20 protein-coding genes are annotated in these 21,706 nt (G+C 70.9%); 8 read left to right on the forward strand and 12 right to left on the reverse strand.

Annotated elements, in window-relative coordinates:
- Positions 1 to 14: 14 nt before the first annotated feature.
- From ABD691_RS33335 to ABD691_RS33350, 4 genes are all read left to right on the forward strand, one after another.
- A complete protein-coding gene (locus ABD691_RS33335; protein ID WP_344686355.1) occupies positions 15 to 545 on the forward strand; it encodes a Jag family protein in 531 nt (176 codons plus the stop codon).
- Between the two features lie 178 nt (positions 546 to 723).
- Entirely contained in the window at positions 724 to 1,455 is a 732-nt protein-coding gene (gene rsmG / locus ABD691_RS33340) for a 16S rRNA (guanine(527)-N(7))-methyltransferase RsmG (RefSeq protein WP_344686356.1), read from the forward strand.
- Between the two features lie 110 nt (positions 1,456 to 1,565).
- Positions 1,566 to 2,465: a ParA family protein gene (locus ABD691_RS33345; protein ID WP_344686357.1), complete on the forward strand. Its 900-nt coding sequence runs from the start codon at positions 1,566 to 1,568 to the stop codon at positions 2,463 to 2,465.
- Complete coding sequence (locus ABD691_RS33350) at positions 2,462 to 3,472, forward strand: ParB/RepB/Spo0J family partition protein (protein ID WP_344686358.1); 1,011 nt, start codon at positions 2,462 to 2,464, stop codon at positions 3,470 to 3,472. The genes ABD691_RS33345 and ABD691_RS33350 overlap by 4 nt, the downstream gene beginning before the upstream one ends.
- Positions 3,473 to 3,587: 115 nt before the next feature.
- On the opposite strand, the gene ABD691_RS33355 is transcribed toward ABD691_RS33350, so the two are convergent.
- Entirely contained in the window at positions 3,588 to 4,535 is a 948-nt protein-coding gene (locus ABD691_RS33355; RefSeq protein ID WP_344686359.1) for a D-alanine--D-alanine ligase family protein, read from the reverse strand.
- 99 nt (positions 4,536 to 4,634) lie between these two features.
- Positions 4,635 to 5,972 (reverse strand): aminotransferase-like domain-containing protein, encoded by a 1,338-nt coding sequence (locus ABD691_RS33360; RefSeq protein WP_344686360.1) that lies wholly within the window; start codon positions 5,970 to 5,972, stop codon positions 4,635 to 4,637.
- A gap of 257 nt (positions 5,973 to 6,229) precedes the next feature.
- On the opposite strand from ABD691_RS33360, the gene ABD691_RS33365 reads away from it, so the two are divergent.
- The gene (locus ABD691_RS33365; RefSeq protein WP_344686361.1) at positions 6,230 to 6,865 is read left to right on the forward strand and encodes a GNAT family N-acetyltransferase; all 636 of its coding nucleotides are present in this window, start codon (positions 6,230 to 6,232) and stop codon (positions 6,863 to 6,865) included.
- A 102-nt stretch (positions 6,866 to 6,967) separates the two neighbouring features.
- On the opposite strand, the gene ABD691_RS33370 is transcribed toward ABD691_RS33365, so the two are convergent.
- The 9 genes from ABD691_RS33370 to ABD691_RS33410 form a co-directional block, all read right to left on the reverse strand.
- Entirely contained in the window at positions 6,968 to 8,119 is a 1,152-nt protein-coding gene (locus ABD691_RS33370; RefSeq protein ID WP_344686362.1) for an N-acetylmuramoyl-L-alanine amidase, read from the reverse strand.
- Positions 8,120 to 8,418: 299 nt separating this feature from the next.
- Entirely contained in the window at positions 8,419 to 8,745 is a 327-nt protein-coding gene (gene trxA / locus ABD691_RS33375) for a thioredoxin (protein ID WP_344686363.1), read from the reverse strand.
- Between the two features lie 38 nt (positions 8,746 to 8,783).
- The gene (gene trxB / locus ABD691_RS33380; RefSeq protein WP_344686364.1) at positions 8,784 to 9,782 is read right to left on the reverse strand and encodes a thioredoxin-disulfide reductase; all 999 of its coding nucleotides are present in this window, start codon (positions 9,780 to 9,782) and stop codon (positions 8,784 to 8,786) included.
- 219 nt (positions 9,783 to 10,001) lie between these two features.
- The gene (locus ABD691_RS33385; RefSeq protein ID WP_344686365.1) at positions 10,002 to 10,766 is read right to left on the reverse strand and encodes an anti-sigma factor; all 765 of its coding nucleotides are present in this window, start codon (positions 10,764 to 10,766) and stop codon (positions 10,002 to 10,004) included.
- On the reverse strand, positions 10,763 to 11,371 hold the full coding sequence (sigM, locus tag ABD691_RS33390; RefSeq protein WP_344686366.1) for an RNA polymerase sigma factor SigM: 609 nt from the start codon (positions 11,369 to 11,371) through the stop codon (positions 10,763 to 10,765). Before sigM ends, ABD691_RS33385 begins: the two co-directional genes overlap by 4 nt.
- 57 nt (positions 11,372 to 11,428) lie before the next feature.
- On the reverse strand, positions 11,429 to 12,994 hold the full coding sequence (locus tag ABD691_RS33395; RefSeq protein ID WP_344686367.1) for a protein kinase family protein: 1,566 nt from the start codon (positions 12,992 to 12,994) through the stop codon (positions 11,429 to 11,431).
- 96 nt (positions 12,995 to 13,090) lie between these two features.
- Entirely contained in the window at positions 13,091 to 14,899 is a 1,809-nt protein-coding gene (gene murJ, locus ABD691_RS33400) for a murein biosynthesis integral membrane protein MurJ (protein WP_344686368.1), read from the reverse strand.
- Between the two features lie 68 nt (positions 14,900 to 14,967).
- Positions 14,968 to 17,166, reverse strand: coding sequence for a DUF6049 family protein (locus ABD691_RS33405; RefSeq protein WP_344686369.1), 2,199 nt, complete (start codon positions 17,164 to 17,166; stop codon positions 14,968 to 14,970).
- Positions 17,163 to 17,720: an NUDIX hydrolase gene (locus ABD691_RS33410; RefSeq protein ID WP_344686370.1), complete on the reverse strand. Its 558-nt coding sequence runs from the start codon at positions 17,718 to 17,720 to the stop codon at positions 17,163 to 17,165. The genes ABD691_RS33405 and ABD691_RS33410 overlap by 4 nt, the downstream gene beginning before the upstream one ends.
- Positions 17,721 to 17,856: 136 nt before the next feature.
- Here ABD691_RS33410 and ABD691_RS33415 point away from each other — a divergent pair, with 136 nt between their 5' ends.
- The gene (locus ABD691_RS33415; protein ID WP_344686371.1) at positions 17,857 to 19,347 is read left to right on the forward strand and encodes a CCA tRNA nucleotidyltransferase; all 1,491 of its coding nucleotides are present in this window, start codon (positions 17,857 to 17,859) and stop codon (positions 19,345 to 19,347) included.
- Between the two features lie 158 nt (positions 19,348 to 19,505).
- Positions 19,506 to 20,078 carry a YqgE/AlgH family protein gene (locus ABD691_RS33420; protein WP_344686372.1) on the forward strand — a complete coding sequence of 191 codons (573 nt, stop codon included), beginning with the start codon at positions 19,506 to 19,508 and terminating at the stop codon, positions 20,076 to 20,078.
- On the opposite strand, the gene ABD691_RS33425 is transcribed toward ABD691_RS33420, so the two are convergent.
- A complete protein-coding gene (locus tag ABD691_RS33425; protein WP_344686373.1) occupies positions 20,075 to 20,491 on the reverse strand; it encodes an SdpI family protein in 417 nt (138 codons plus the stop codon). The genes ABD691_RS33420 and ABD691_RS33425 overlap by 4 nt on opposite strands.
- A gap of 66 nt (positions 20,492 to 20,557) precedes the next feature.
- Here ABD691_RS33425 and ABD691_RS33430 point away from each other — a divergent pair, with 66 nt between their 5' ends.
- Complete coding sequence (locus ABD691_RS33430; RefSeq protein WP_344686374.1) at positions 20,558 to 21,640, forward strand: esterase-like activity of phytase family protein; 1,083 nt, start codon at positions 20,558 to 20,560, stop codon at positions 21,638 to 21,640.
- Positions 21,641 to 21,706 lie beyond the last annotated feature (66 nt).

Genomic DNA, 21,706 nt, shown 5'->3' on the forward strand with positions numbered 1-21,706 from the left:
AGAGGAGACACCCAGTGTCTGAGACTGTGCAGGAGCCGAGCCAGGCCGAGGCGACATCGTCCGAGTCGTCCCCCAGCAACACCGAGGCGCTGCTGGTGCAGGAGGGCGACGTCGCGGGCGACTACCTGGAGCGGCTGCTGGATCTGCTCGACTACGACGGCGACATCGACCTCGACGTCGAAGCCGGCCGCGCGGTGGTGAGCATCGACGGCGGTGACGATCTGGAGAAGCTCGTCGGCGCCCGCGGCCAGGTGCTCGAAGCGCTGCAGGAGCTGACCCGTCTCGCGGTGCAGCAGGAGACCGGCGTCCGCAGCCGGCTCATGCTCGACATCGCCGGCTGGCGCGCGGACCGCCGCGAGGAGCTGACCACGCTCGGCCGGACCACGGCGGAGAGCGTGCTGGAGTCCGGCAAGGAAACCCGGCTGCGTCCGATGACCCCGTTCGAGCGGAAGATCATCCACGACGCGGTGGCCGCCGTGGACGGTGTCCACAGCGAGAGCGAGGGCGAGGAGCCGAACCGGAAGGTCGTCGTCTTCAAGAGCTGACAGCTCGTCACCGGGGCGCCCCCGTGGTCTGCGGACCGCGGGGGCGCCTTCGTGTTTCACGTGAAACAACACCAATGGGTTGGTGTCGGGTCCTCGAAGTCGATCCGGCAGGCTTAGTCAGGACGGCTCGAATCCACGGGCCGTTTCACGTGAAACATCGACATCGGGATGGAAGACTGTGACGGCAGCAGAAGGTGAACCGGGTCGGACTCCGGACGTCGCGCGGACCGTGTTCGGCGACCGGTTGGCAGCGGCTGAACGGTTCGCCGAGATGCTCCGGGAACACGGTGTCCAGCGCGGGCTGATCGGTCCGCGTGAAGTGGACCGGATCTGGGAAAGACATCTGCTGAACTCTGCGGTACTCGCGGAGTTGCTACCACCGAACTGCCGGGTGGTGGACGTAGGCTCTGGGGCGGGATTGCCGGGCATTCCGATCGCGATCGCTCGCCCGGACCTTGAACTGACCCTGCTGGAGCCGATGGCTCGGCGGGTGGCGTGGTTGCAGGAAGTCAGCACGGAGATCGGCCTCGACATCGAGGTGGTGCGCGGACGTGCCGAGGAGGGCCCGGTGCGGGAACGACTGAGCGGTCAGGACGTCGTGACCGCCCGCGCGGTCGCACCGATGGCACGGCTGGCGAAGTGGTGCCTTCCGCTGCTGCGCCCGGACGGCAAGCTGCTGGCCCTGAAGGGCTCCACCGCGGCGGAGGAGCTCGAACGGGACGCGGCGGCGATCCAGGCGGCCGGTGGCGGCCGTGCAGAAGTTGTGTCTTGCGGTGACGGAGTGCTCGAAGTGCCGACGACCGTCGTAGTGGTCGAGCGGGCTGCCCGGTCCCACCCCGGAGCGGGATCGCCCCGAACTACGTCCGGTCGGCGTCGTGACGGCGGGCGTCGGACGAGGAAGGATCGTTGACGGTGAATCCGGAGTCGAACGGAGCGGGTCGTGTTTCACGTGAAACAAGGGGACGCGCCGTGGGCGGTATGCGCTTCCCCGCTGCGGGAGCGGGTGGAGACGAGCAGTCGATGAGCGAGTTCGGTTCGAAGGACATCGGCTGGACTCCGATCATGGAGGAGGCGGAGCGGGCGACCCGGGTGCTGCACCCGGAGACCATGCAGCTCCCCCGTCCCGACCGCCGGCGCATCCTCACGGTGGCGAACCAGAAGGGCGGCGTCGGGAAGACGACGAGCACGGTGAACCTGGCCGCCGGTCTGGCGTTGCAGGGTCTCAACGTGCTCGTCATCGATCTCGACCCGCAGGGCAACGCGAGCACGGCGCTGGGCGTCGATCACCGGTCGGGCGTGCCGTCGGTGTACGAGGTCCTGCTCGGCGAGATCAGCATCGCCGACGCCGCCGCGCAGAGCACGCAGTCGAAGAACCTGCACTGCGTCCCGGCGACGATCGACCTGGCCGGCTCCGAGATCGAGTTGGTCACGATGGTCGCCCGGGAGAGCCGGCTCAAGGAGGCGCTCAACTCCGAGGCGCTGGAGCAGCTCGCGCCGGACTACGTCTTCATCGACTGCCCTCCGTCGCTCGGCCTGCTCACGGTGAACGCGCTCGTGGCCGCGCACGAGGTGCTGATCCCGATCCAGTGCGAGTACTACGCGCTGGAGGGGCTGGGGCAGCTGCTGCGCAACATCGAGCTCGTCCAGTCGCACCTCAATCCCGCGCTGTGGGTGTCCACGATCCTGCTGACGATGTACGACGGCCGGACCAAGCTGGCCGACCAGGTCACCAGCGAGGTCCGCGGCCACTTCGGCGACCTGACCCTGCGAACGGTGATCCCCCGGAGCGTCAAGATCTCCGAGGCGCCCGGCTTCGGTCAGACCGTCCTCACCTACGACCCGGGTTCGCGCGGCTCCATGAGCTATCTCGACGCGGCGCGGGAGATCGCCGAACGTGGTGCCGAGAGGAAGACAGCATGACCGAGCGAAAAGGCGGCCTCGGCCGTGGCCTCGCCGCGTTGATCCCGAGCGGCCCGCCCGCCGAAGGCGGGCCGAACGGGGTTGCCGTCCGCGGGGCCGGATTCGGGACCCCGCCCTCCCCCGCCTCCACTCCGGCTACCGCTTCCGCGGAGCCCGAGGTTTCACGTGAAACCAGCGGAGAGGTGGCCGGGGCCGTCTACCGCGAGGTCGACATCTCGGCGATCACGCCGAACCCGAAGCAGCCGCGGCAGGTCTTCGACGAGGAGGCGCTGAGCGAGCTGGAGCACTCGATCCGCGAGTTCGGCCTGATGCAGCCGATCGTCATCCGCGAGGTCGGGGCCGACCAGTTCGAGCTCATCATGGGCGAGCGCCGGTGGCGCGCGGCGCAGCGAGCGGGCCTGGAGGTCATTCCGGCGATCGTCCGGCAGACGCAGGACGACGCGCTGCTGCGGGACGCGCTGCTGGAGAACATCCACCGGGTGCAGCTGAACCCGCTGGAGGAAGCGGCGGCGTACCAGCAGCTGCTGGACGAGTTCGACGTGACGCACGACGAGCTGGCCGACCGCATCGGACGCAGCCGACCGGTCATCACGAACACGATCCGCCTGCTGCGCCTGCCGATGCCGGTGCAGCGGCGCGTCGCTGCGGGTGTGCTCTCGGCCGGTCATGCTCGCGCGCTCCTGAGCCTGGAAGAGCCGAACGGTCAGGAGGAGCTGGCTTCGCGGATCGTCGCGGAGGGGCTGTCGGTGCGAGCCACCGAGGAAGCCGTGACGCTGAAGAAGAGCGAGGCGCCGGCGAAGCCGAAGCAGACAGCGCGCAAGCAGCTCCAGGCCCCCGGCCTCCAGGGACTGGCGGAGCGGATGTCGGATCGGCTGGACACCAAGGTGAAGGTCGAGCTGGGACGCCGGAAGGGCCGGATCGTGATCGAGTTCGGCTCGGTCGACGACCTGGAGCGGCTCGGCGAGTTGATCTTGAACGAAAAGGGCCGCGAATCCCGTGATCAATAACCCTGGGGTCTTTCGTCACGGTGACGATCAATAGAACTGGACAAATCTGGCGCTTCAGAGGGCTGGAACGCAAACAGGGCCCGCCGGATCGGCGGGCCCTGTTTCACGTGAAACATCAGCCCCGGGAGATCGCTCGTTCCACGAGCGTCGCGAAGACCTCTCCCAGAGACCGGTCGGCGGCCTCGATCGCCATCGGCAGCAGCGAGGTCTCGGTCAGCCCGGGCGAGACGTTCACTTCGAGGAAGTGGACCGTGCCGTCGCGGTCGATGATCGCGTCGGTCCGGGACACGTCGCGCAGGCCGAGCAGCCGGTGCGCGGCGACCGCGAGTTCCCCGGCCGCCGCCGCGGTCTCCTCCGGGAGCTCCGCGGGAGCGCGGTAAGTGGTGAGGCCGGCCGTGTAACGGGCGGTGTAGTCGTAGACGCCGTTGGCCGCCTCGATCTGGACGGCGGGCAGCGCCGTCGGTCCGTCCGGTCCGTCGAGGACGCCGATGGCGACCTCGGTCCCCTCGATGAACTGCTCGACCAGAACGGTGTCGCCGTAGGACAGCGCGCCCACCATCGCGGAGGGCAGATCGGCGGCGTCGCGCACGACGTGCGCGCCGAGCGCCGAGCCGCCCTGGTCGGGCTTGAGCATCAGCGGCAGGCCGAGCTTCGCGACAAGTGCGTCGAGCACCGCCTGGGCGCCGAGCTCGCGGAACGTCGAGTGCGGGAGCACGACCCAGTCCGGCGTGGCGAGCCCGGCCCGGGCCAGCTCCGCTTTCGCGGTCGGCTTGTCCCACGCGCGTCGGCAGGCGCGGGGGTCGGTGCCGACGTACGGGATGCCGAACATGTCCAGCACCGACTGGACCGCCCCGTTCTCCCCCTCGCCACCGTGCAGCGCGACGACGACCGCGTCCGGCCGCTCCTGCGAGATCCGGGACAGCAGGCGGGAGTCGGCATCCCACTCCGCGACGGTGACGCCGACGGAGCGCAGCGCCGCGGACAGGCGGCGGCCGGACCGCAGCGAAACCTCACGCTCGTGCGACAGCCCTCCGGCCAGCACGGCGACCCAGCGATCGGACACTCTTCGAACACCCCTGAAACTGACAGGTCCACTGTGCACGTGGCGCGAACACCACTGCACAGTGGACCGAACGGCTGGAAATCGTTGGTGCGGAACAGATTACGCGGTGTCCGGCGACGGAGCCTGCGGGCCCGGCACCGCTCGCTGGGGAACCGACCCGAAGGTGCGCACCAGCTCCATCTCGTCGGTCAGCGTGTTGGCCAGCCGCCGCACGCCCTCCCGGATGCGTTCCGGTGTCGGGTAGCAGAACGACAGGCGCATCTGCCGGCTGCCGAGCTGGTCGGCGTAGAAGCCGGTGCCCGACGCGTAGGCGACCCGCTGGGTCACCGCGCGCGGGAGCATCGCCTTGGTGTCCACGCCCTCCGGGGCGGTGAGCCACACGTAGAACCCGCCGTCCGGCCGGGTCCACGAGCAGCCCGCGGGCATGTGCTGTTCGAGCGCGCCGAGCATCGCGTCCCGGCGCTCCCGGTACTGCTCCTGGAAGACCTTGATCTGGCCCTGCCAGTCGTGCGAGCTGAGGTAGCGGGACACGATCATCTGGTTCAGTGTGGGCGGGCACAGCGTGGCCGACTCGGCGGCCAGGACCAGCTTCTCCCGCACCGCGTGCGGCGCCAGCACCCAGCCGACCCGCAGGCCGGACGCGAAGGTCTTGGAGAACGAGCCGAGGTAGACCACGTTGTCCGGGTCGAGGCTGCGCAGCGCCGGGTAGGTCTGGCCGTCGAAGCCGAGCAGGCCGTACGGGTTGTCCTCCAGCACCAGGATGCCGTGGTTGCGGCAGATCTCCAGGACCTCCGCCCGCCGCTGCACGGCGAGCGTGACACCGCCCGGGTTGTGGAAGTTCGGGATCGTGTAGAGGAACTTGATGCGCTTGCCCTTGGCGGTCACGTCCCGGATCGCCTGGCGCAGCGCCTCCGGCTGGAGGCCGTCGTCGTCCATCGCGACGTGCACGACGTCGGCCTGGTAGGCGGTGAACGAGCCGAGCGCGCCGACGTAGGACGGGCCCTCGGCGAGGACCACGTCGCCCGGGTCGCAGAAGATGCGGGTGACCATGTCGAGCGCCATCTGGGAGCCGACGGTCACCATCACGTCGTCGGGGTGGGCGGAGATGCCCTCCAGCGCCATGATCTCGCAGATCTGCTCGCGCAGTTCCGGCACGCCGTGCGCGGAGCCGTACTGCAGCGCGGCCTGGCCGTCCGCGGAGATCAGGCGGGCGACCTCGCCGGCGATCGAGTCGAGCGGGAGCGCGGCGAGGTTGGGCATGCCGCCTGCCAGCGAGACCACCTCGGGGCGGCTGGCCACGGCGAACAGAGCTCGGATCTCGGAGGCCGTCATACCTGCGGTGCGCTGGGCGTAGCGGTCCAGGTGCGCATCGAGGTTGCGTGCCGCTCCCTGCTTGTCGAGGGTGCGGTCGGTCGGCTGGCTTCCTTGATCTGGCATTCCGCGCTCCGGTTTCGTCGTGCGCTGTGGTGATCGTCTCCTGCTGGCGGACGATCGCGCGATTCTAACCGTGTTATCGCGGTAACAGTGTCGTCGTGTAACGGGCGCCTCGCAGAAACCGGTCCGGCGGTAATCCATCTCACCCCATCGGGACTCGGTGCCGGGACCCGCGTACCTTCCGATGCCGGTGCTTGCGGCATATCCTGACCCCGTCCCGCGAGCTGCAGCGCGGGTCCTTGCGGGTGCCAGGAGGTCAGGTGTCGCGACGTGTAGTCGGCGTCACGCTGGACAACCTCGACCACCTGCCCCAGAGGTGCCGCCGGTGCGTGTACTGGGAACTGGCGCCGCACGTCCGGGAGCAGGCCGAGGAGTTCGGCGAGACCGATCTGGAAAAGGAAGCCTGGGTGTCCAGCGTGCTGCTGGAATGGGGCTCCTGCGGACGCATCATCTACGTCGACAACGTTCCCGCCGGATACGCGATGTACGCCCCGCCCGCCGCGGTGCCGCGAGCGGCCTCCTTCCCGACCGCCCCGGTCAGCGCGGACGCGGTGCTGCTGACCGCGCTGCGGATCTCGCCAGAGTTCGAGCAGGGCGGCCTGGGCCGGGTGCTGGTGCAGAACGTCGCCAAGGACCTGACCAAGCGCGGGGTGAAGGCGGTCGAGGCGTTCGCCGACCTCCAGGAGACGGCGCAGGGGTGCGTGATCCCGGCCGGGTTCCTCCAGCGGGTCGGCTTCAAGACGGTCCGGGCGCACCCGAAGTGGCCCCGGATGCGGCTCGAACTGCGGACCGCCATCTCCTGGAAGGAAGACGTCGAGGCGGCGCTGGAACGCCTGCTCGGCAGCGTCACCGTCAAGACCGCCGAGCCCGCGCTCGGCGGCGCCTTCGGGCGCTGACCGGTTTCACGTGAAACAACGGCTCAGAAGGCCGGACAGGATCCGAAGGACGCTCGCCTCGGTTCGGGTGTGACCAGGGCCGGTCGCACGCTGAGAGCGGGCTCAGGCGCCTTCCGCGCGGGCCAGCTCGTGGCGCAGCAGGTCGTCGAAGGTGAAGGTGCCCGTGGGCTGGTCGTCCTTGCCCAGCAGGTACAGGCGCTTGACCGCCACCAGCAGGCCCTCGGCGATGATGTCGCGGAACCGCGGGTCGAGCAGGCGGTTGCGGTCGTCGGCGTTGGTCAGGTAGCCGATCTCGATCCGCACCGCGGGCATCCGGGTCAGCCGCAGCACCTCCCAGGTCTTGGGGTGCGTGCGGCAGTCGCGCATGCCGGTACGCGCGACGATCTCGCGCTGGAGGAAGCCGGCCAGGGCCTCGCCGACGGTCGAGGTGGTGCCGTTGCCGGTGCCGAAGTGGAAGCTCGCGACGCCCTGCGCGAGCGGCGACGCGTTGCCGTCGGTGTGCAGGGACAGGAACATGTCCGCGCCCGCCTCGTTGGCGAACCGCGCCCGCTCCGCGTCCGGCGGGCAGGCGTTCGGGCCGCGCGAGATCAGCGCCTCCATGCCGGTGGCGACCATCCGGCCCTCCAGCCTGCGGGCCAGGTCCCACACCAGGTCGGCCTCGGAGACCCCGCCGACGCAGACGCCGCGGTCGGCGCCGCCGTGCCCGGGGTCGATCACGATCCGCTTGCCGCGCAGGCGGGGACCGGAGCGGCGCACCTTCTCCTGCTCCCGCAGGAACACCGGGCGCCCGCCGCGGACCTTCGGCGCGAGCTGCTTGAGCGCGCGCAGGGTGGCCGGGCCGCAGATGCCGTCCGAGTTGAGGCCGTAGTCGCGCTGGAAGCTGCGCAGGGCCTGCTCGGTCTCGTGGCCGAAGATGCCGTCCGGGCGGCCCGCGTCGTAACCGAGTTCGAGCAGGCGCTCCTGGAGGGCGAAGACGTCGTCGCCGCTGACCGGCTTGGAGACCAGGAAGGCCAGCGAGCGGTCGCCGAGCCGCCAGCGGGCGTCGGTCAGCGCGCGGTAGGTGGCCGGGCCCACCACGCCGTCGGTGATGAGACCTCGCTGTTGCTGGAAGACCCGGACCGCGTGTTCCACCGCTGCGTCGAAAGTGGCGGGGCCGGGGCGCCCGTTCGGGGCCGGGAGCAGACCCAGCGCAGCAAGAGTGTTCTTGATCTCGGCAACGGCCGGACCGACGTCACCGCGGTGGAGCAGCTGCATGCACTCCTCGCTCGATTCAGGCGTCGGTGCGGGACCGACGCGAAGGATGGTCCTAGTCCCCCGGTGTCCTTCTGTGGTGTGACCCGGATGTGCCCCGGAGCCACTGGCTCATTGTGCCTTGCCCGTCGCGCAGCGGCGCTGCGGCCCATCGACGACTGCGGGGAAGCGCGGGACCTGCGGGTGCGCACCTGATCGCGCGCAGTGCGCGAAAACGCGGTCCTGCCACTCCACCCATATCGGATGGACGGCAGGACCGCGTTAGTCGGTTGCGTCGGATCGCGTCCGACCTCACAGCTGGATCAGATGAAGTCCGCCAGGTCGGACAGCAGCGCGGCCTTCGGCTTGGCGCCGACGATCTGCTTGACCGGCTCGCCGTTGGAGAACACCAGCAGGGTCGGGACCGACATCACCTGGTAGTCGCGCTGCAGCTGGGGGTTCTTGTCGATGTCGAGCTTGGCGATCTTGAGCTTGTCGCCGTGCTCTCCGGCGATCTCCTCCAGCACCGGCGCGACCATCTTGCACGGTCCGCACCACGTCGCCCAGAAGTCGACGAGGACGGGCTTGTCGCTGTCGAGGACCTCGGACTTGAAGGTGTCGGTGTCGACGGTCACGGTGTTGCCGGCCATGTTCTGCTCCCTTGTTTCGGTGGGGGGTTTGCGGTTGTTCAGAGGGTGGTGACCTGGGCGGCGTAGCCGCCGCCGACGAACTCGGAGGCCATCTCCGCGGTCGGCGCGGCCTCCTGCTCGGCCAGCCACCGCTCGGCGTCGATGGCCGCCGCGCAGCCCGAGCCCGCCGCGGTCACGGCCTGGCGGTAGGTCTTGTCGACCAGGTCGCCCGCGGCGAACACACCCGGCAGCCGGGTGTGCGTGGTCGGTGCCTGCACCTGCACGTAACCCTCGTCGTCGACGTCGACCTGACCGCGCACGAGCTGGCTGCGCGGGTCGTGGCCGATCGCCAGGAACAGGCCGGTCACCGGCAGCTCCGACGCCTCGCCGGTCACGGTGTCGGCCAGCTTGACGCCGGACACCTTGCCCTCGCCCTCGACCTCGGTGACCTTGGCGTTGGTGATCCACTTGATCTTCTCGTTGGCCCGCGCGCGCTCCAGCATGATCTTGGACGCGCGGAACTCCTCGCGGCGGTGCACGATCGTCACCGAGCGGGCGAAGCGGGTCAGGAAGGTCGCCTCCTCCATCGCCGAGTCCCCGCCACCGACCACGGCGATGTCGTGGTCGCGGAAGAAGAACCCGTCGCAGGTCGCGCAGGCCGACACGCCGTGACCCAGCAGCTCCTCCTCGCCGGGGACTCCGGTGTAGCGGGCAGCGGCCCCCATGGCCAGGATGATCGCCTTGGCCCGGTAGGTGACGCCGTTGGCGACGACGGTCTTGACCTCGCCCGCCAGTTCGAGCGACTCGACGTCCTCGGCGCGCAACTCGGCCCCGAAGCGCTCGGCCTGCGACCGCATCTGCTCCATCAGATCCGGCCCCATGATCCCTTCGCGGAACCCGGGGTAGTTCTCCACGTCGGTAGTGGTCATGAGCGCGCCGCCGAACTGGCTGCCCTCGAAGACCAGTGGTTCGAGCTCCGCTCGAGCGGCGTACACCGCAGCGGTGTAACCGGCCGGGCCGGAGCCCACGATGATCACATTGCGGACGTCGTCAGTCACCGTGCCCCTTCCGTATCGCGTCTCCCGCCGCGCCTCGTTCTGCGCGAACTTATCTGGGTGAACGCGATCCTAGGCGGCTCTGTTCCCGCACTTTTGGGCCAGTTGGGGCCTGTAGTTGAACTCACCACGCGTGTTGGGCCGGGTAGCCGACCGGTGACAGCCCGTCAGGAACAGCGAAACGGGCCCGGGGAGCACCCCGGGCCCGCGCAGTGCTGCCGGTCAACCGCCGATGGTGGTGTCCGACATGACGGCCGGGTTGCCCGGGCCGCAGTCGGGGCCGACCGTTAAGAGCCGGAACCGGCCGATCCCGCCGCCTTGCAGGATCAGCAGCTGGCCCGGTTTGCCGTCGAGCGTGACCTCCCGCGCCCCCATCGGGTTCCCGCTGCGCACGCCGTTGGCCTGGAGGCAGCCGACGAGCTGCTTCGGGTCGGCCAGCGACGAGATGTACTGCGGCTTGTCCAGCGCCTCGGAGAACTCCTGCCCCTCCAGCCGGACCTCGCCCTGGAAGGCCAGCGGCGGAGGTCCGCTGGGAGTGCCCGCAGGCGGCTGCGCCGAGTTGGTGTCGCCCGGCCCGACCAGGCCGCTGGAGAACACCACGATCCCGGCGACCGCGGCGGCTGCTGCCAGGACCCCCGCGCCCAGCGTGAACCGGCGCCGCCTGCGCTGCTTGGCCGCGGCGAAGTCCACGACCTGGGCCTGCGGCTCGGCGGTCTCCGCCGACCACGCCTTGACCTCCGCCGCCAGCGCCGCGTCGATCTGCGCCGACACGTCGTCGGGGATCGTCAGCGGCGGCAGGTCGGAGAGGTCGGACGTGGTGGCGTCCAGCGCGGCCAGGACCTCCCTGGCCTCCGGGTCCTCCTGGATCTGGACCCGCACCCGGTCCGAGGTCTCCTGGTCGAGCACTCCGGCGTGGAAATCAGCCAGGAGATCCAGGGACCACGGTGGGCCCTGCGGCGCCCCCGAGCGCCGTTCTTCGCCACTCATCGTCCCTCCCGTCGACGCATGGCCTTGGCGTCATCTGGGACGTTCGCATCTGCACTTGGGTTCCGCAGGTGTCCCAGAAGTTTCGCCAGTTTGGTTCGCCCGCGTGCGCAGCGGCTCTTCACCGTGCCCTCCGCGACTCCGAGCATCGTCGAGGTCTCCGCGACCGAGTAGCCCTCGACGTCGACCAGCACGATCGCAGCCCGCTGGTCCTCGGGTAATTCGGCGAGCGCGTCCTGCACCGCCATCCGGGTGTCCTGCTCGGCCATGGCGTCGCGGGGCACCGCGGGTTCGGCGGGTCCGGTGTCGGGCAGCGGGACCGTCGGCCTGGCCTGGCGGCGCCGGATGCGGTCCAGGCAGGCGTTCACCACGATGCGGTGCAACCACGTGGTGACCTGCGATTCGGCACGGAATGACGAGGCGTTTCGGAAAGCCGAGATCATCGCGTCCTGCAGCGCATCCGCCGCTTCCTCGTGGTCGCGCATCGTGCGCAGCGCCACCGCCCACAGCCGGTCGCGATGCCGGCGGAAGAGTTCGGAGAACGCGTGCGGATCTCCGTTGGTGTGCGCCGCGATGAGGTCGGCGTCCGTTCTGACGGGGACAGACACGGTAGAGCACTCTACTGACCACGCAGCGGTGCACCGCCGCCCGCGTGCAGACTGATATCAGCCGGTAACGGTGACCTCGTTGATCTGCGCGCCGAACTTCCCGCCGTTGCCGTTGAGCTTGGTCAGGATGACCAGGATCTGCTTGGTCTGACCGGACATCCGGATCTCGATCGGGGTGTCGCCCGCCCGCAGATCGGCCGATCCGATCAGCTGACCGCCGGTGGCACTCGGCGCGCCCTCGACGGTGCGGATCTCGACGTGCGCCCCCGCGCTCTGCGAGTTGATCACGATCTCGCGCAGCGTGGCGGGGCGTTCCAGGTCGAGCACCGCGCCGGTGCCGTTGCTGATGCCGCCCGGCCCGAGCTGCTGGAAGTAGTCGAAGGTCCGCCAGTCGGTCGCCGGGTCCCCGTCGTAGAGGTTCTTGACCCGGTTCGGCGCGTCGGCTTCCCCGTTGGTGTTGTAGGAGGAACCGCCGGTGATCCCGATCGGCGTCGGCTCCGCGGGCGGCTGGCCGGGCTGCCCGGCCTGGTCGCTGTTCGGGTCGGTGACGACCTGGCTGTTGCCGGTGTCGCGCTCGTTCTGGGTGAACATCCCGATCAGCCCGGTGGCCAGCCAGCCGACGACCAGCAGGGTCGCGAACGCGAGCACCCCGACGCTGATCATCAGCTTCTTGCGCTTGGCCTGGTCGGGCTTGGGGTCCTCGGTGCGCCAGACCTCGTTCTCGCCCTTGGTCGCGGTGGCCGCCTGGTCGGCCGCGGCGGCGGACTCGAAGGTCGCGTGCTGCTCCAGGACGCGCAGCACCGCGGCGCCGGTGCGGACACCGCCGGTGGTGCCGGTCGAGTCCGGGCTGCCGAGCGCGCGGACCGCGACGGTGGACAGCTCCAGCGGGACGGTCGGCCGCAGCGTGCGCGGGGAGACGATCGTGCCGTCCGGGCCGGTCGGTGCCGTCGGCACGCCCTCCGGTCCGTCCGGAAGCGCCCACCTGCCGGTCAGCAGCAGGTACAGCGCCGCGCCGAGCCCGCGGACGTCCTCGCTGGAGGTCGCCTTGGCCAGCGGACCGGGGAAGGCCATCCGGATCTCGCCGTCCGGGGTGACCCGGATGCGCTGCGGGTGGTCGGCGCCGAGCACCAGGCCGGCGTGGTGCGCCGCCTCGACGGCCGCGGCCAGCGGCTGGAGCAGGCGGGCCGCGGTGCCGGGCGGCAGCGGGCCCTCGGCGATCAGGTCGAGCAGGTCGGTGCCGTGGGTCCACTCGGCGATCACCACGCCGAGCACGCCCTGCGGATCACCGGGCGACTGCGTGACGACGTCGAGCACCCGCGCGACGCCGACGTGGTTGAAGGTGCTGGCGTGCATCGCGCGTTCCAGGGTGCGGCGCGCGTTGCCGGAGGCCTCCGAGTCGGAGCGGTCGCCGACGAGGATCGTCAGCGCGACGTCGCGGCCGAGCACCCCGTCCTTCGCGCGCCACAGCTGCGCGTCGCAGCGGGGATCTGTGCCGACCTGCGCCAGCAGCCGGTAACGCCCATGGTCCAACACGGAACCGGGAGTGAGGCCCTGTTCCTTGCCCTCGCTCCCGGCGATGTCCTCGCGTTCCGGCGCCACCTGCTCGGTCGGTTTGCTGGTCACCTTCCCTCTCCCGCTCCTTCCGGTCCAGCCGGGGGCACCTGACACCCCCTCCCCCACGAAAGGAGACTTCCCGTTCGAGGGTACGTGACGCGGAACCTATCGACGACGCAGCAAACCGGTAAGCCGCCCGATCGCGGGCTGGAGTTCGGCCACCCGCAGCACCCACATCAGCCCGAAGATCGCCGCGAGCGCGATCACGCTGCCGAGGACGGACTGGAGCCAGCCGGTCCCGGGCCCGGCCGGGCCGGGCACGATCGCGTCGATGCCGACCGCGGCGAGCCAGCCCAGCGCACCGCCGACGACCGAGGCGACCAGGGTTTTGCCGAGTGTGACGAGGAAACGCCTGCTGCCCAGCGGTCCGATCCGGTGCCGCAGCCAGACCTCGCCGACCAGCCAGCCGACCACGAAGCTGGCCGAGTTGATGATCGTCAGCGCGGCGAGCACCTGCACCGGCGTCTCCAGCGATGTCGACCACAGCGACAGCGGGATCTTGAACGCCGTCATGATCACCATGATCAGCGTGGGCGTGCGCGCGTCCTTCATCGCGTAGAACACGCGCATCTGCATCATCGTGATCGCGTACGGCAGGACGCCGAAAGCCGAAAGCGCCAGCCCCAGGCCGATTTCGTCGACGTCGCCCGCGCTCTCCCCGAAACCGAGCAGCGCAAGCACCATCGGCGTGCCCAGCGCGCACATCACCGCGCTGATCGGCAGCAGCGTGACGGTGGACAGCCGGTTGCCCAGCGAGAGGTCGTCGATGACGCGCTGGTGGTCGCCGTCGGCCGCCGCCGAGCTCATCCGCGGCAGGATCGCGGTCATCACCGAGAAGCCGATCACGCCGTAGGGCAGCTGGAGCAGCATCCAGACGGTGTTGTACATCGCCCAGGTGCCGGAGCTGGTGCCCGCCTTGCTCATCGCCATCAGGCCGAGCTGGCTGATGCCGACGTAGGCGATCATCCACAGCGCCAGGCCGCCGAACTCGGTCAGCCGCCGGTCCCAGCCCCAGCGCCAGCGGAACCGGATGCCGGTCCGGCGCAGCGCCGGGATCTGGATCAGCGCCTGCGCCACCACGCCGAGCGTCACGCCGATGCCCAGCAGCATCGTCTGCGACGCGGGCCACCGCGCCGGGTCGATCACCAGCTCGCCCGGCTGCAGCCACAGGACCGCGATGGTCGCGATGACGACCAGGTTGTTGACCACCGGCGCCCACGCCGGCGGGCTGAAGATCTCCTTGGACTGCAGGATCGCGCTGATCAGCGCGCTGATCCCGTAGAAGAAGATCTGCGGCAGCAGGAAGTAGGCGAAGGCGGTGGCCAGCTCGGGGTTGCCCTTGTCCTCGCCGGAGGCGTAGAGCGCGACCAGCCAGGACGCCCCGATCACCGACAGCACGGTGCCGATCCCCAGCACCACCACCGAGATGCTGAGCAGCCGCTGCACGTACGCCTCGCCGCCGTCGGCGTCGGACTTGCCCGCCCGCACCAGCACCGGAACGATCACGCTGGTCAGCACGCCGCCGATGAGGAACTCGAAGATGCTGTTCGGCAGGTTGTTGGCGACGGTGAACGAGCTGTTGACCACGCCGACGCCGATCGTCCAGCCCAGCATCAGCTTCCACAGGAAGCCGGTGATCCGGCTGATCAGGGTGGCGATCGCCATCGAACCGCTGGAGCGCAGCAGCGAGGACTTGCGGCCCGGCGAGACCGGGCGGATCACCTGCGTCTGCTCCGCCGCCTGCTCGGCGGCCTGGTCCATGCCCGGCTCGGGCACCACCGCCGGGATCGGCTGGGTCGGCGCGGCGTGCCAGCCGCGCTCGGCCTGCGGCGGGGCCGGCCTGCGCTGGATCGGCCTGGTCGGGTGCTCGGATGGGTGCACCCGGCGTGCGGGGTGTCCCCGGTCTCGGTTCACCAGCTCAGTCCTTCACTCACCGGGCACCGCGTCGCGCGGCCCGAGGGGCGCCTAACCCGAACAGGATGTCAGCTCGAACCTCGGTCGCTGTCGGTGGTGGTGAGCGGAGTGGCCTCCGACTCGATGGCCGGGGGCTGCGCGGCGGCGCGGTTGCGGCGGATCCGGTTGCGCAGCCTGCGCAGGATCCGCAGCGAGGACAGCACGATCAGCAGCGCCGCGGCGACGATCGTGATCACCATCGTCACCGGCCCGTAGGTCCCCGCGTCGAACCGCATCCGCTGCGGCGGCCCGAGTTCGGTGCCCGCCGGCGTGGTGACGTGGACGTCGACGCTGAACGTGCCCGAGCGCTGCACCTCGGTCGGCACGTAGAAGGTGCGGCGCCCCTGCGCCGGGATCCGCAGCACGCCCAGGTCGCGGGTGATGATGCCGGGGGTGTGCGGGATGCGGAACGCGATGCTCACCTGGATCGGCAGTTCGTTGCTGACGGTGAGCGGGATGTGCGCCTGGGCCTCCGACAGCGCGATCTTGGTGTTGCCCTCCTCCAGCCGGACCCTCGACAGCTGGCCGGACAGCGTGCGGGCACCGTTGCCGACCCAGAACCGGGCCGCTTCGGGGTTTCCCCGCCAGGCGCTGGAGGCCCCGCGCAGCAGCGCGTCGCGCAGCGGGTTGGTGACCTCGGCGGGCGCGATGTTGACCGAGCGCTCCACGTCCGACGACAGGAACAGGTCGCCGACCTTGAAGTTCTCCCGCGCGAGCTCGTCGAGCACCCGGCGCGGGATCTCCCGCGCGGCCGACTCGACCGGATAGCTGAGGTCGGCCTCGGGCAGGGCGGCCCCGCCGGCCTCGGACAGCGCTGTCGGCTGGAGGAACCCGGCCGCGGTCAGCTGCTGCATACCGCTCAGCAGGCCGCGGACGTCGTCGCCGCGGACGTTCCACCGCCGCGGCGGGGTGATCACCGAGTGCCCGGCAGGCGCGTTGCTCGCGCGGAACGCGAGCGCGCCCAGCGCGTCCTGCGTCCTCGCCGAGCCGCCGACCGGCGGCGACATCTCGGTCGTCTCGCGCGGGGTGTCGCGCAGCGGGTCCAGCGCGGACGCGGCCAGCGGGTCGACGGTGAGCGCGGTCAGGTTGCTGCCGCGCACCTTCGCGGGCGCGGGGCCGCCCAGCGCCTCCGGGCGGAGCAGGGTGGTGGTGATCCCGGTCCCGGCGAGCTGACCGGCGGCGGGCTGGTCGAGCGCGCCCTCGATCGGCCAGAGCACGTCCTTGCGCGGTTCGACGCCGAGCAGGTCCGCGATCAGCAGCGAGCTTCCCTCCAGCGAACCCTTGATCAGGTCCGGCAGCCCGGCCCGCCCCAGCGCCACCACGTCGGCGTCGCTGTAGGGCAGCGGGATGACGCAGCGGCCCGAGACCGCGGACCTCAGCTTGCCCAGCCACAGCCGCGCCGCGCCGGAACCGATGCCCTCCACGGCGCCGCCGTTGGGCTGCTGCACGTCGTAGCCGCCCTGCATCGCCTCGACCGTGGCCAGCAGGTCGGGGTCGACGGCGAAGCACAGCGCGCTGCCGAGCGGTGATCCGGGACCGGCGCCGTCCTCGACCGCCTGCACCAGTTCGTAGAGCCGCCCGCCGGGCGCGAGCGATGCCGAGAGCAGGTCGTCGATCAGCACCGGGCGGCTGCCCGGGCCGCCGCCGCGGGTCATCCGCGGGTAGTCGACGACCGGGATGACCAGGGTCGACGGCGTCGGCTTGGGCGGGCGGACCGGTGCGGCGCCCGGGGTGGCCAGCACCGGGAGCAGGAAGTGCTCCTCGGCGATCCGGGCGCGTCCGCCGGACCCCGGCTTGCCGTTGATGTTGACCAGCAGCGGGTAGACCCCCGGCGAGCTGATCTGCAGCGAGTTCGGCCCGTTGAACGGCACCCGCAGCTCGAACGGCAGCCGCTGGCCGGGCGCGAGGCTGTCGATGATCGGGGTGAAGTTCGGGTCGGTGACGGTCGAGGGGGTCTCGCGGATCGCCTGCTGGGCGGCGGACTCGGTGGACACCGGGTTGCCGCGCTGGATCCGCGCCTCGACGTCGTCGATCCGGCGGTCGCCGGTGTTGGTCAGCGTCCCGGTGACCGTGACCTCACCGGGCGCTCCGCCCTCGACCACAGCTGGTGTGATCTTGCTCACTTCGAGCAGCGTCTGCTGGGCGGCGGGCTGCGCGCTCGCCGCAGGCGGCAGCGCGATCGCGCCCAGCATCAGCACCGCGACCACGGCGGCTAGCAGAAACCTCACGCCGGCTCCGTCCCACTGCCACGCACCGGCCGGGGCGCCAGGTCCCCGGCCGCGATGTCGGTCGCGCCGTCCAGCAGGGTCAGCGCCCGTCGCACCAGCCGCCGTTCGTCGGCGTAGGCCAGCACCCCGTCCAGTTCACCAAGCGGCACCCACGCCACCTCGGTGACCTCCACGTCCTCGTCGGAAAGCTCACCGCCCACCGCTTCCATGAGGAAGTGGTGCACGGTCTTGTGCACGCGTCGATTGCCCGCGACGAACCAGTAGTCGATCATGCCGATCGGAGCAACCACGCGGCCGGTTATCCCAGTCTCCTCGGCGACCTCGCGCACCGCGGTCTGCTCCGGACTCTCGCCCACCTCGATGTGGCCCTTCGGCAGCGACCACAGCAGCCGCCCCTTGCGATCGAGCCTCCCGATGATGGCAGCGAGCTCCTGGCCGCCGTCGACCACCAGCCCACCGGCCGAAGTCTCGTCGACCGTCCGCAGCCGCCGGCGCCGGCGCCGGTTCCGACGCCCCGGCTGGGTACCGCCGGAGCGGCCGGGCGACGGGGGCATGCCGCCGATGGTAGTGCGGACACCGTGCGGCCCGGCGGTGCACCGCGTGCGGCGCGCGGCCTGTCACCCGACCCCGTGCGGATCTCCGGCGGGCACCGGGGCTCGCCGCGCTGAGCAGTAGATACCCTGGACAGCTGTGTCCACCTCGCACCACGATCCAGCCACATCGGCCGACCACCTGACCCGGGAGCGCGACGCGCAGCGCAACGCGGTCGTCGAGCTGGTGCGGGTCGCACCCGTGGCGGAGGAGCTGGCGGAGCGGTTCGCCGCCGCGGGACACCGGCTGTTCCTGGTCGGCGGCAGCGTGCGCGACGCGCTGCTCGGGCGGTTGGGCACCGATCTGGACTTCACCACCGAGGCCCGCCCCGAGCAGGTCCGGCGGCTGCTGGACGGCTGGGCGGAGACGGTGTGGGACACCGGCATCCAGTTCGGCACGCTCGGCGCGTACCGGCACGGCACGACGGTGGAGATCACCACGTTCCGGGCCGACACCTACGACCGGGTCACCCGCAACCCCGAGGTCGCCTTCGGCGAGACCATCGAGGGCGACCTGCTGCGCCGGGACTTCACGGTCAACGCGATGGCCATCGAGCTGCCGCGGAAGTCCTTCGTCGACCTGCACGGCGGCATGGCCGACCTGGTGGACCGGCGGCTGGACACCCCGGCGACGCCGCAGGAGTCCTTCGCCGACGACCCGCTGCGGATGCTGCGGGCGGCGCGGTTCGTCGCCCAGCTCGGGTTCACCCCGGCGCCGCGGGTGGTCGAGGCGATGACCGAGATGGCCGCCGAGATCAACCGGATCACGCCGGAGCGGGTGCAGGTCGAGCTGTCCAAGCTGGTCTGCGGCGAGTTCCCGCGGCGGGGCATCGAGCTGCTGGTCGACAGCGGGCTGGCCGACCACGTGCTGCCGGAGCTGCCCGCGATGAAGCTGGAGATCGACGAGCACCACCAGCACAAGGACGTCTACCGGCACTCGCTGGTCGTGCTGGACCAGGCGATCGACCTGGAGCGCGCCGACGACCCGGACGGCGAGCCGGACCTGGTCCTGCGGCTGGCGGCGCTGCTGCACGACATCGGCAAGCCCGCGACCCGCCGGTTCGAGCCCGGCGGCGGGGTCAGCTTCCACCACCACGAGGTGGTCGGGGCGAAGATGACCCGCAAGCGGATGCGCGCGCTGCGCTACTCCAAGGAGCTCGTCAACGACGTCTCCGGGCTGGTCTACCTGCACCTGCGGTTCCACGGCTACGGCGAGGGGCAGTGGACCGATTCCGCGGTCCGGCGCTACGTCAACGACGCCGGGCACCTGCTGCCCCGGCTGCACAAGCTCGTCCGCGCCGACTGCACGACCCGCAACCGCCGCAAGGCGTCGGCGTTGCAGCGCGCCTACGACGACCTGGAAGCGCGGATCGCGCGGATCGCGGCCGAGGAGGACCTGGCCAGGGTCCGGCCCGACCTCGACGGCAACGAGATCATGGAGCTGCTCGGCGTGGCGCCCGGTCCGGTGGTCGGCAAGGCGTGGAAGCACCTGAAGGAGGTGCGGCTGGACCGCGGTCCCATGGACCGGGACGATGCCGTCGCGGAGTTGCTGCGGTGGGCGCGGGAGCAGGGCATCGAAACCGGGTCCTGACGCGTTCCCGCTGGCCAGCAGTCTACTAATAATATTGAGCGATGCGACTCAGTTGTGCTGCTCAATGTTGAGCGCTGAATCGCGGAAATCTGTTCGCTTTTCGAACCGTTGCGCCCGGCCGCGCTCCACGGGCACCGCGCTTCTGAGATCATGCGAATGTGGGATCGGACGCGGACGTTGAACCGGGGACGTTGCTGGTCGCTGCCCCACAACTGCTCGACCAGAACTTCCGCCGCACGGTGGTCTACATCATCCACCACCGGCCGGAGGGCACCCTCGGCGTCGTGCTGAACCGGCCGAGCGAGGTGGCGGTCGACGACGTCCTGCCCCGCTGGGGCCAGCACGCCACCGAACCGCAGTCGCTGTTCGTCGGCGGCCCGGTCGAGCAGCGCACCGCGATCTGCCTCGCCGCGCTGCGCGCGGGCGTGGACGTCGGCTCGGTCGAGGGCATGATCGGCGTCCGCGGCCCGATCGGGCTCGTGGACCTCGACGGCGATCCCGCCGAACTCGTCCCGCGCGCCCGCGGCCTGCGGTTCTTCGCCGGCTACGCGGGCTGGGACTCCGGTCAGCTCGCCGGGGAGATCGAGCGCGGCGACTGGCTGGTCGTGCCCGCGCTCCCGGACGACGTGATCTCCGCTCCGCAGCCGGAGCTGTGGGGCCGGGTGCTGCGCAGGCAGGGGCCGCCGCTGGCGTTCCTGGCCACGCACCCCGGAGACGTGAAGCTGAACTAGCCCTTCTGGAGGGCCGAGCAGCAGCCCCCGGCGCAGCCGCCGCATCCCGCGGCGGGAGCGGGCTCGGGCATCGCCTCGGCGGCGCGGTGGCCGATCAGCCCGCCCGCGGCCTGGAGCGCGAAGACGCCGACCACGCCGATCACCCCGACCAGCACCAGGCTGAACGTGGTGGCCAGCACCGGGATCGAGGCGCCTGCGAGGACGCCGACCGCTCCGGCGGCCAGGTAGGCCGGTGCCGCGGCGCGGTTGGCGAGTTCGAAGGCTTCCTCGCTGCGCAGGGTCGCGGGGGTGCGCGCGCCCACGTAGCGGTTCCGGGACAGCTGGCCGCGCATGCCGCGCCAGCCGACGAACAGCAGTGCCGCGCCGACGAGCACCAGCACCGCGCAGAGGATCACCTGAACAGCAAGCGTCACCAGAACAGGGTAAGGCTCCACCTGGTCGATACCTGCTGGACACCCTCGTCGGGTGTGCTGTGGCTCATGAGGATCAAACACGCGGTGACCGGGCTGTTCGCGGTCGCCCTGGCGATGTCGGCCGCGGCGCCCGCGCACGCCGAGGACCGCGTGCGGCTGCTGGGCGAGACGACCCTCCCGCACGCCATGGACTACGAGGGCACGACCGTCGGCGGGCTTTCCGGGATCGACTTCGACCCCCGCACCGGCCGGTACGCGCTGATCAGCGACGACCGCTCGGACCGCCAGCCCGCTCGCGCCTACACCGCGGACGTCCCGCTCTCCGCCGACGGCCTCGGCCCGGTGCGGCTGACCGAGGTCCGCACGCTGCTGCGGCCGGACGGCACGCCCTACCCGAAGGGAACCGTCGACCCCGAGGACGTCCGCTGGGACCAGTGGAACGGGAACCTGTGGTGGAGCAGCGAGGGCGAGCGCGCCGCGCAGCTGATCGACCCGTCGATCCGGGCCGCGCACCAGGACGGCTCCTTCGCCGGTGAGCTGCCGCTCGCGCCGAACCTCGCGATGCGGCCGGAGACCGGGCCGAAGCAGAACGAGGTCCTGGAGGGGCTGACCTTCGCCGCAGGCGGCGGGCTGGTGGTCGGCGCGATGGAGGGGCCGCTGATCGAGGACGGCGAGTCGCCGACCACCGAGCACGGCGCGCTGAGCCGGATCACCTTGCAGAACCGGTCCGGCGAGGTCGTCCGGCAGGTTGCCTACCCGCTGGACGAGGTGTTCGCGCCCTCGCCGACCGGCGGGTTCTCCAACAACGGCGTCACGGCGATCCTGGCCGACGGCCAGGACCCGCTGCGCTACCTGGTGATGGAGCGGTCGTTCGTCACCGGTGTCGGCAACTCGGTCCGGATCTACGAGGTCGACCTGCGCGGCGCCACCGACGTCCAGGACGTCGAGTCGCTGGCGCAGGAGCAGGTCCGGCCGGTGCGCAAGACGCTGCTGGCCGACCTGTCCGAGTTCGGGCTGAGCACGGTCGACAACGTCGAGGGCATGACCTGGGGACCGCAGGTCGACGGTGCCCGGACGCTGGTCCTGGTCAGCGACGACAACTTCTCGCCGGAGCAGACCACGCAGGTCATCGCCCTCGCCCTGAAGTGATCCCGGCGCTGAAGTGATCTCTGTTACATTGGACTCGTGAGCGCTTCTCGACTCCTTGCGAGACCG

This window comes from Saccharopolyspora taberi (assembly GCF_039534165.1).
GTDB lineage: Bacteria > Actinomycetota > Actinomycetes > Mycobacteriales > Pseudonocardiaceae > Saccharopolyspora_D > Saccharopolyspora_D taberi.

What these genes read in the sequence shown, in the direction of transcription:
- trxA (WP_344686363.1), bottom strand. Translation starts at nt 8,745, where the DNA reads ATGGCCGGCAACACCGTGACCGTCGACACCGACACCTTCAAGTCCGAG.
- ABD691_RS33345 (WP_344686357.1), top strand. Translation starts at nt 1,566, where the DNA reads ATGAGCGAGTTCGGTTCGAAGGACATCGGCTGGACTCCGATCATGGAG.
- ABD691_RS33430 (WP_344686374.1), top strand. Translation starts at nt 20,558, where the DNA reads ATGAGGATCAAACACGCGGTGACCGGGCTGTTCGCGGTCGCCCTGGCG.
- ABD691_RS33370 (WP_344686362.1), bottom strand. Translation starts at nt 8,119, where the DNA reads ATGCAGCTGCTCCACCGCGGTGACGTCGGTCCGGCCGTTGCCGAGATC.
- ABD691_RS33350 (WP_344686358.1), top strand. Translation starts at nt 2,462, where the DNA reads ATGACCGAGCGAAAAGGCGGCCTCGGCCGTGGCCTCGCCGCGTTGATC.
- ABD691_RS33360 (WP_344686360.1), bottom strand. Translation starts at nt 5,972, where the DNA reads ATGCCAGATCAAGGAAGCCAGCCGACCGACCGCACCCTCGACAAGCAG.
- ABD691_RS33410 (WP_344686370.1), bottom strand. Translation starts at nt 17,720, where the DNA reads ATGCCCCCGTCGCCCGGCCGCTCCGGCGGTACCCAGCCGGGGCGTCGG.
- ABD691_RS33385 (WP_344686365.1), bottom strand. Translation starts at nt 10,766, where the DNA reads ATGAGTGGCGAAGAACGGCGCTCGGGGGCGCCGCAGGGCCCACCGTGG.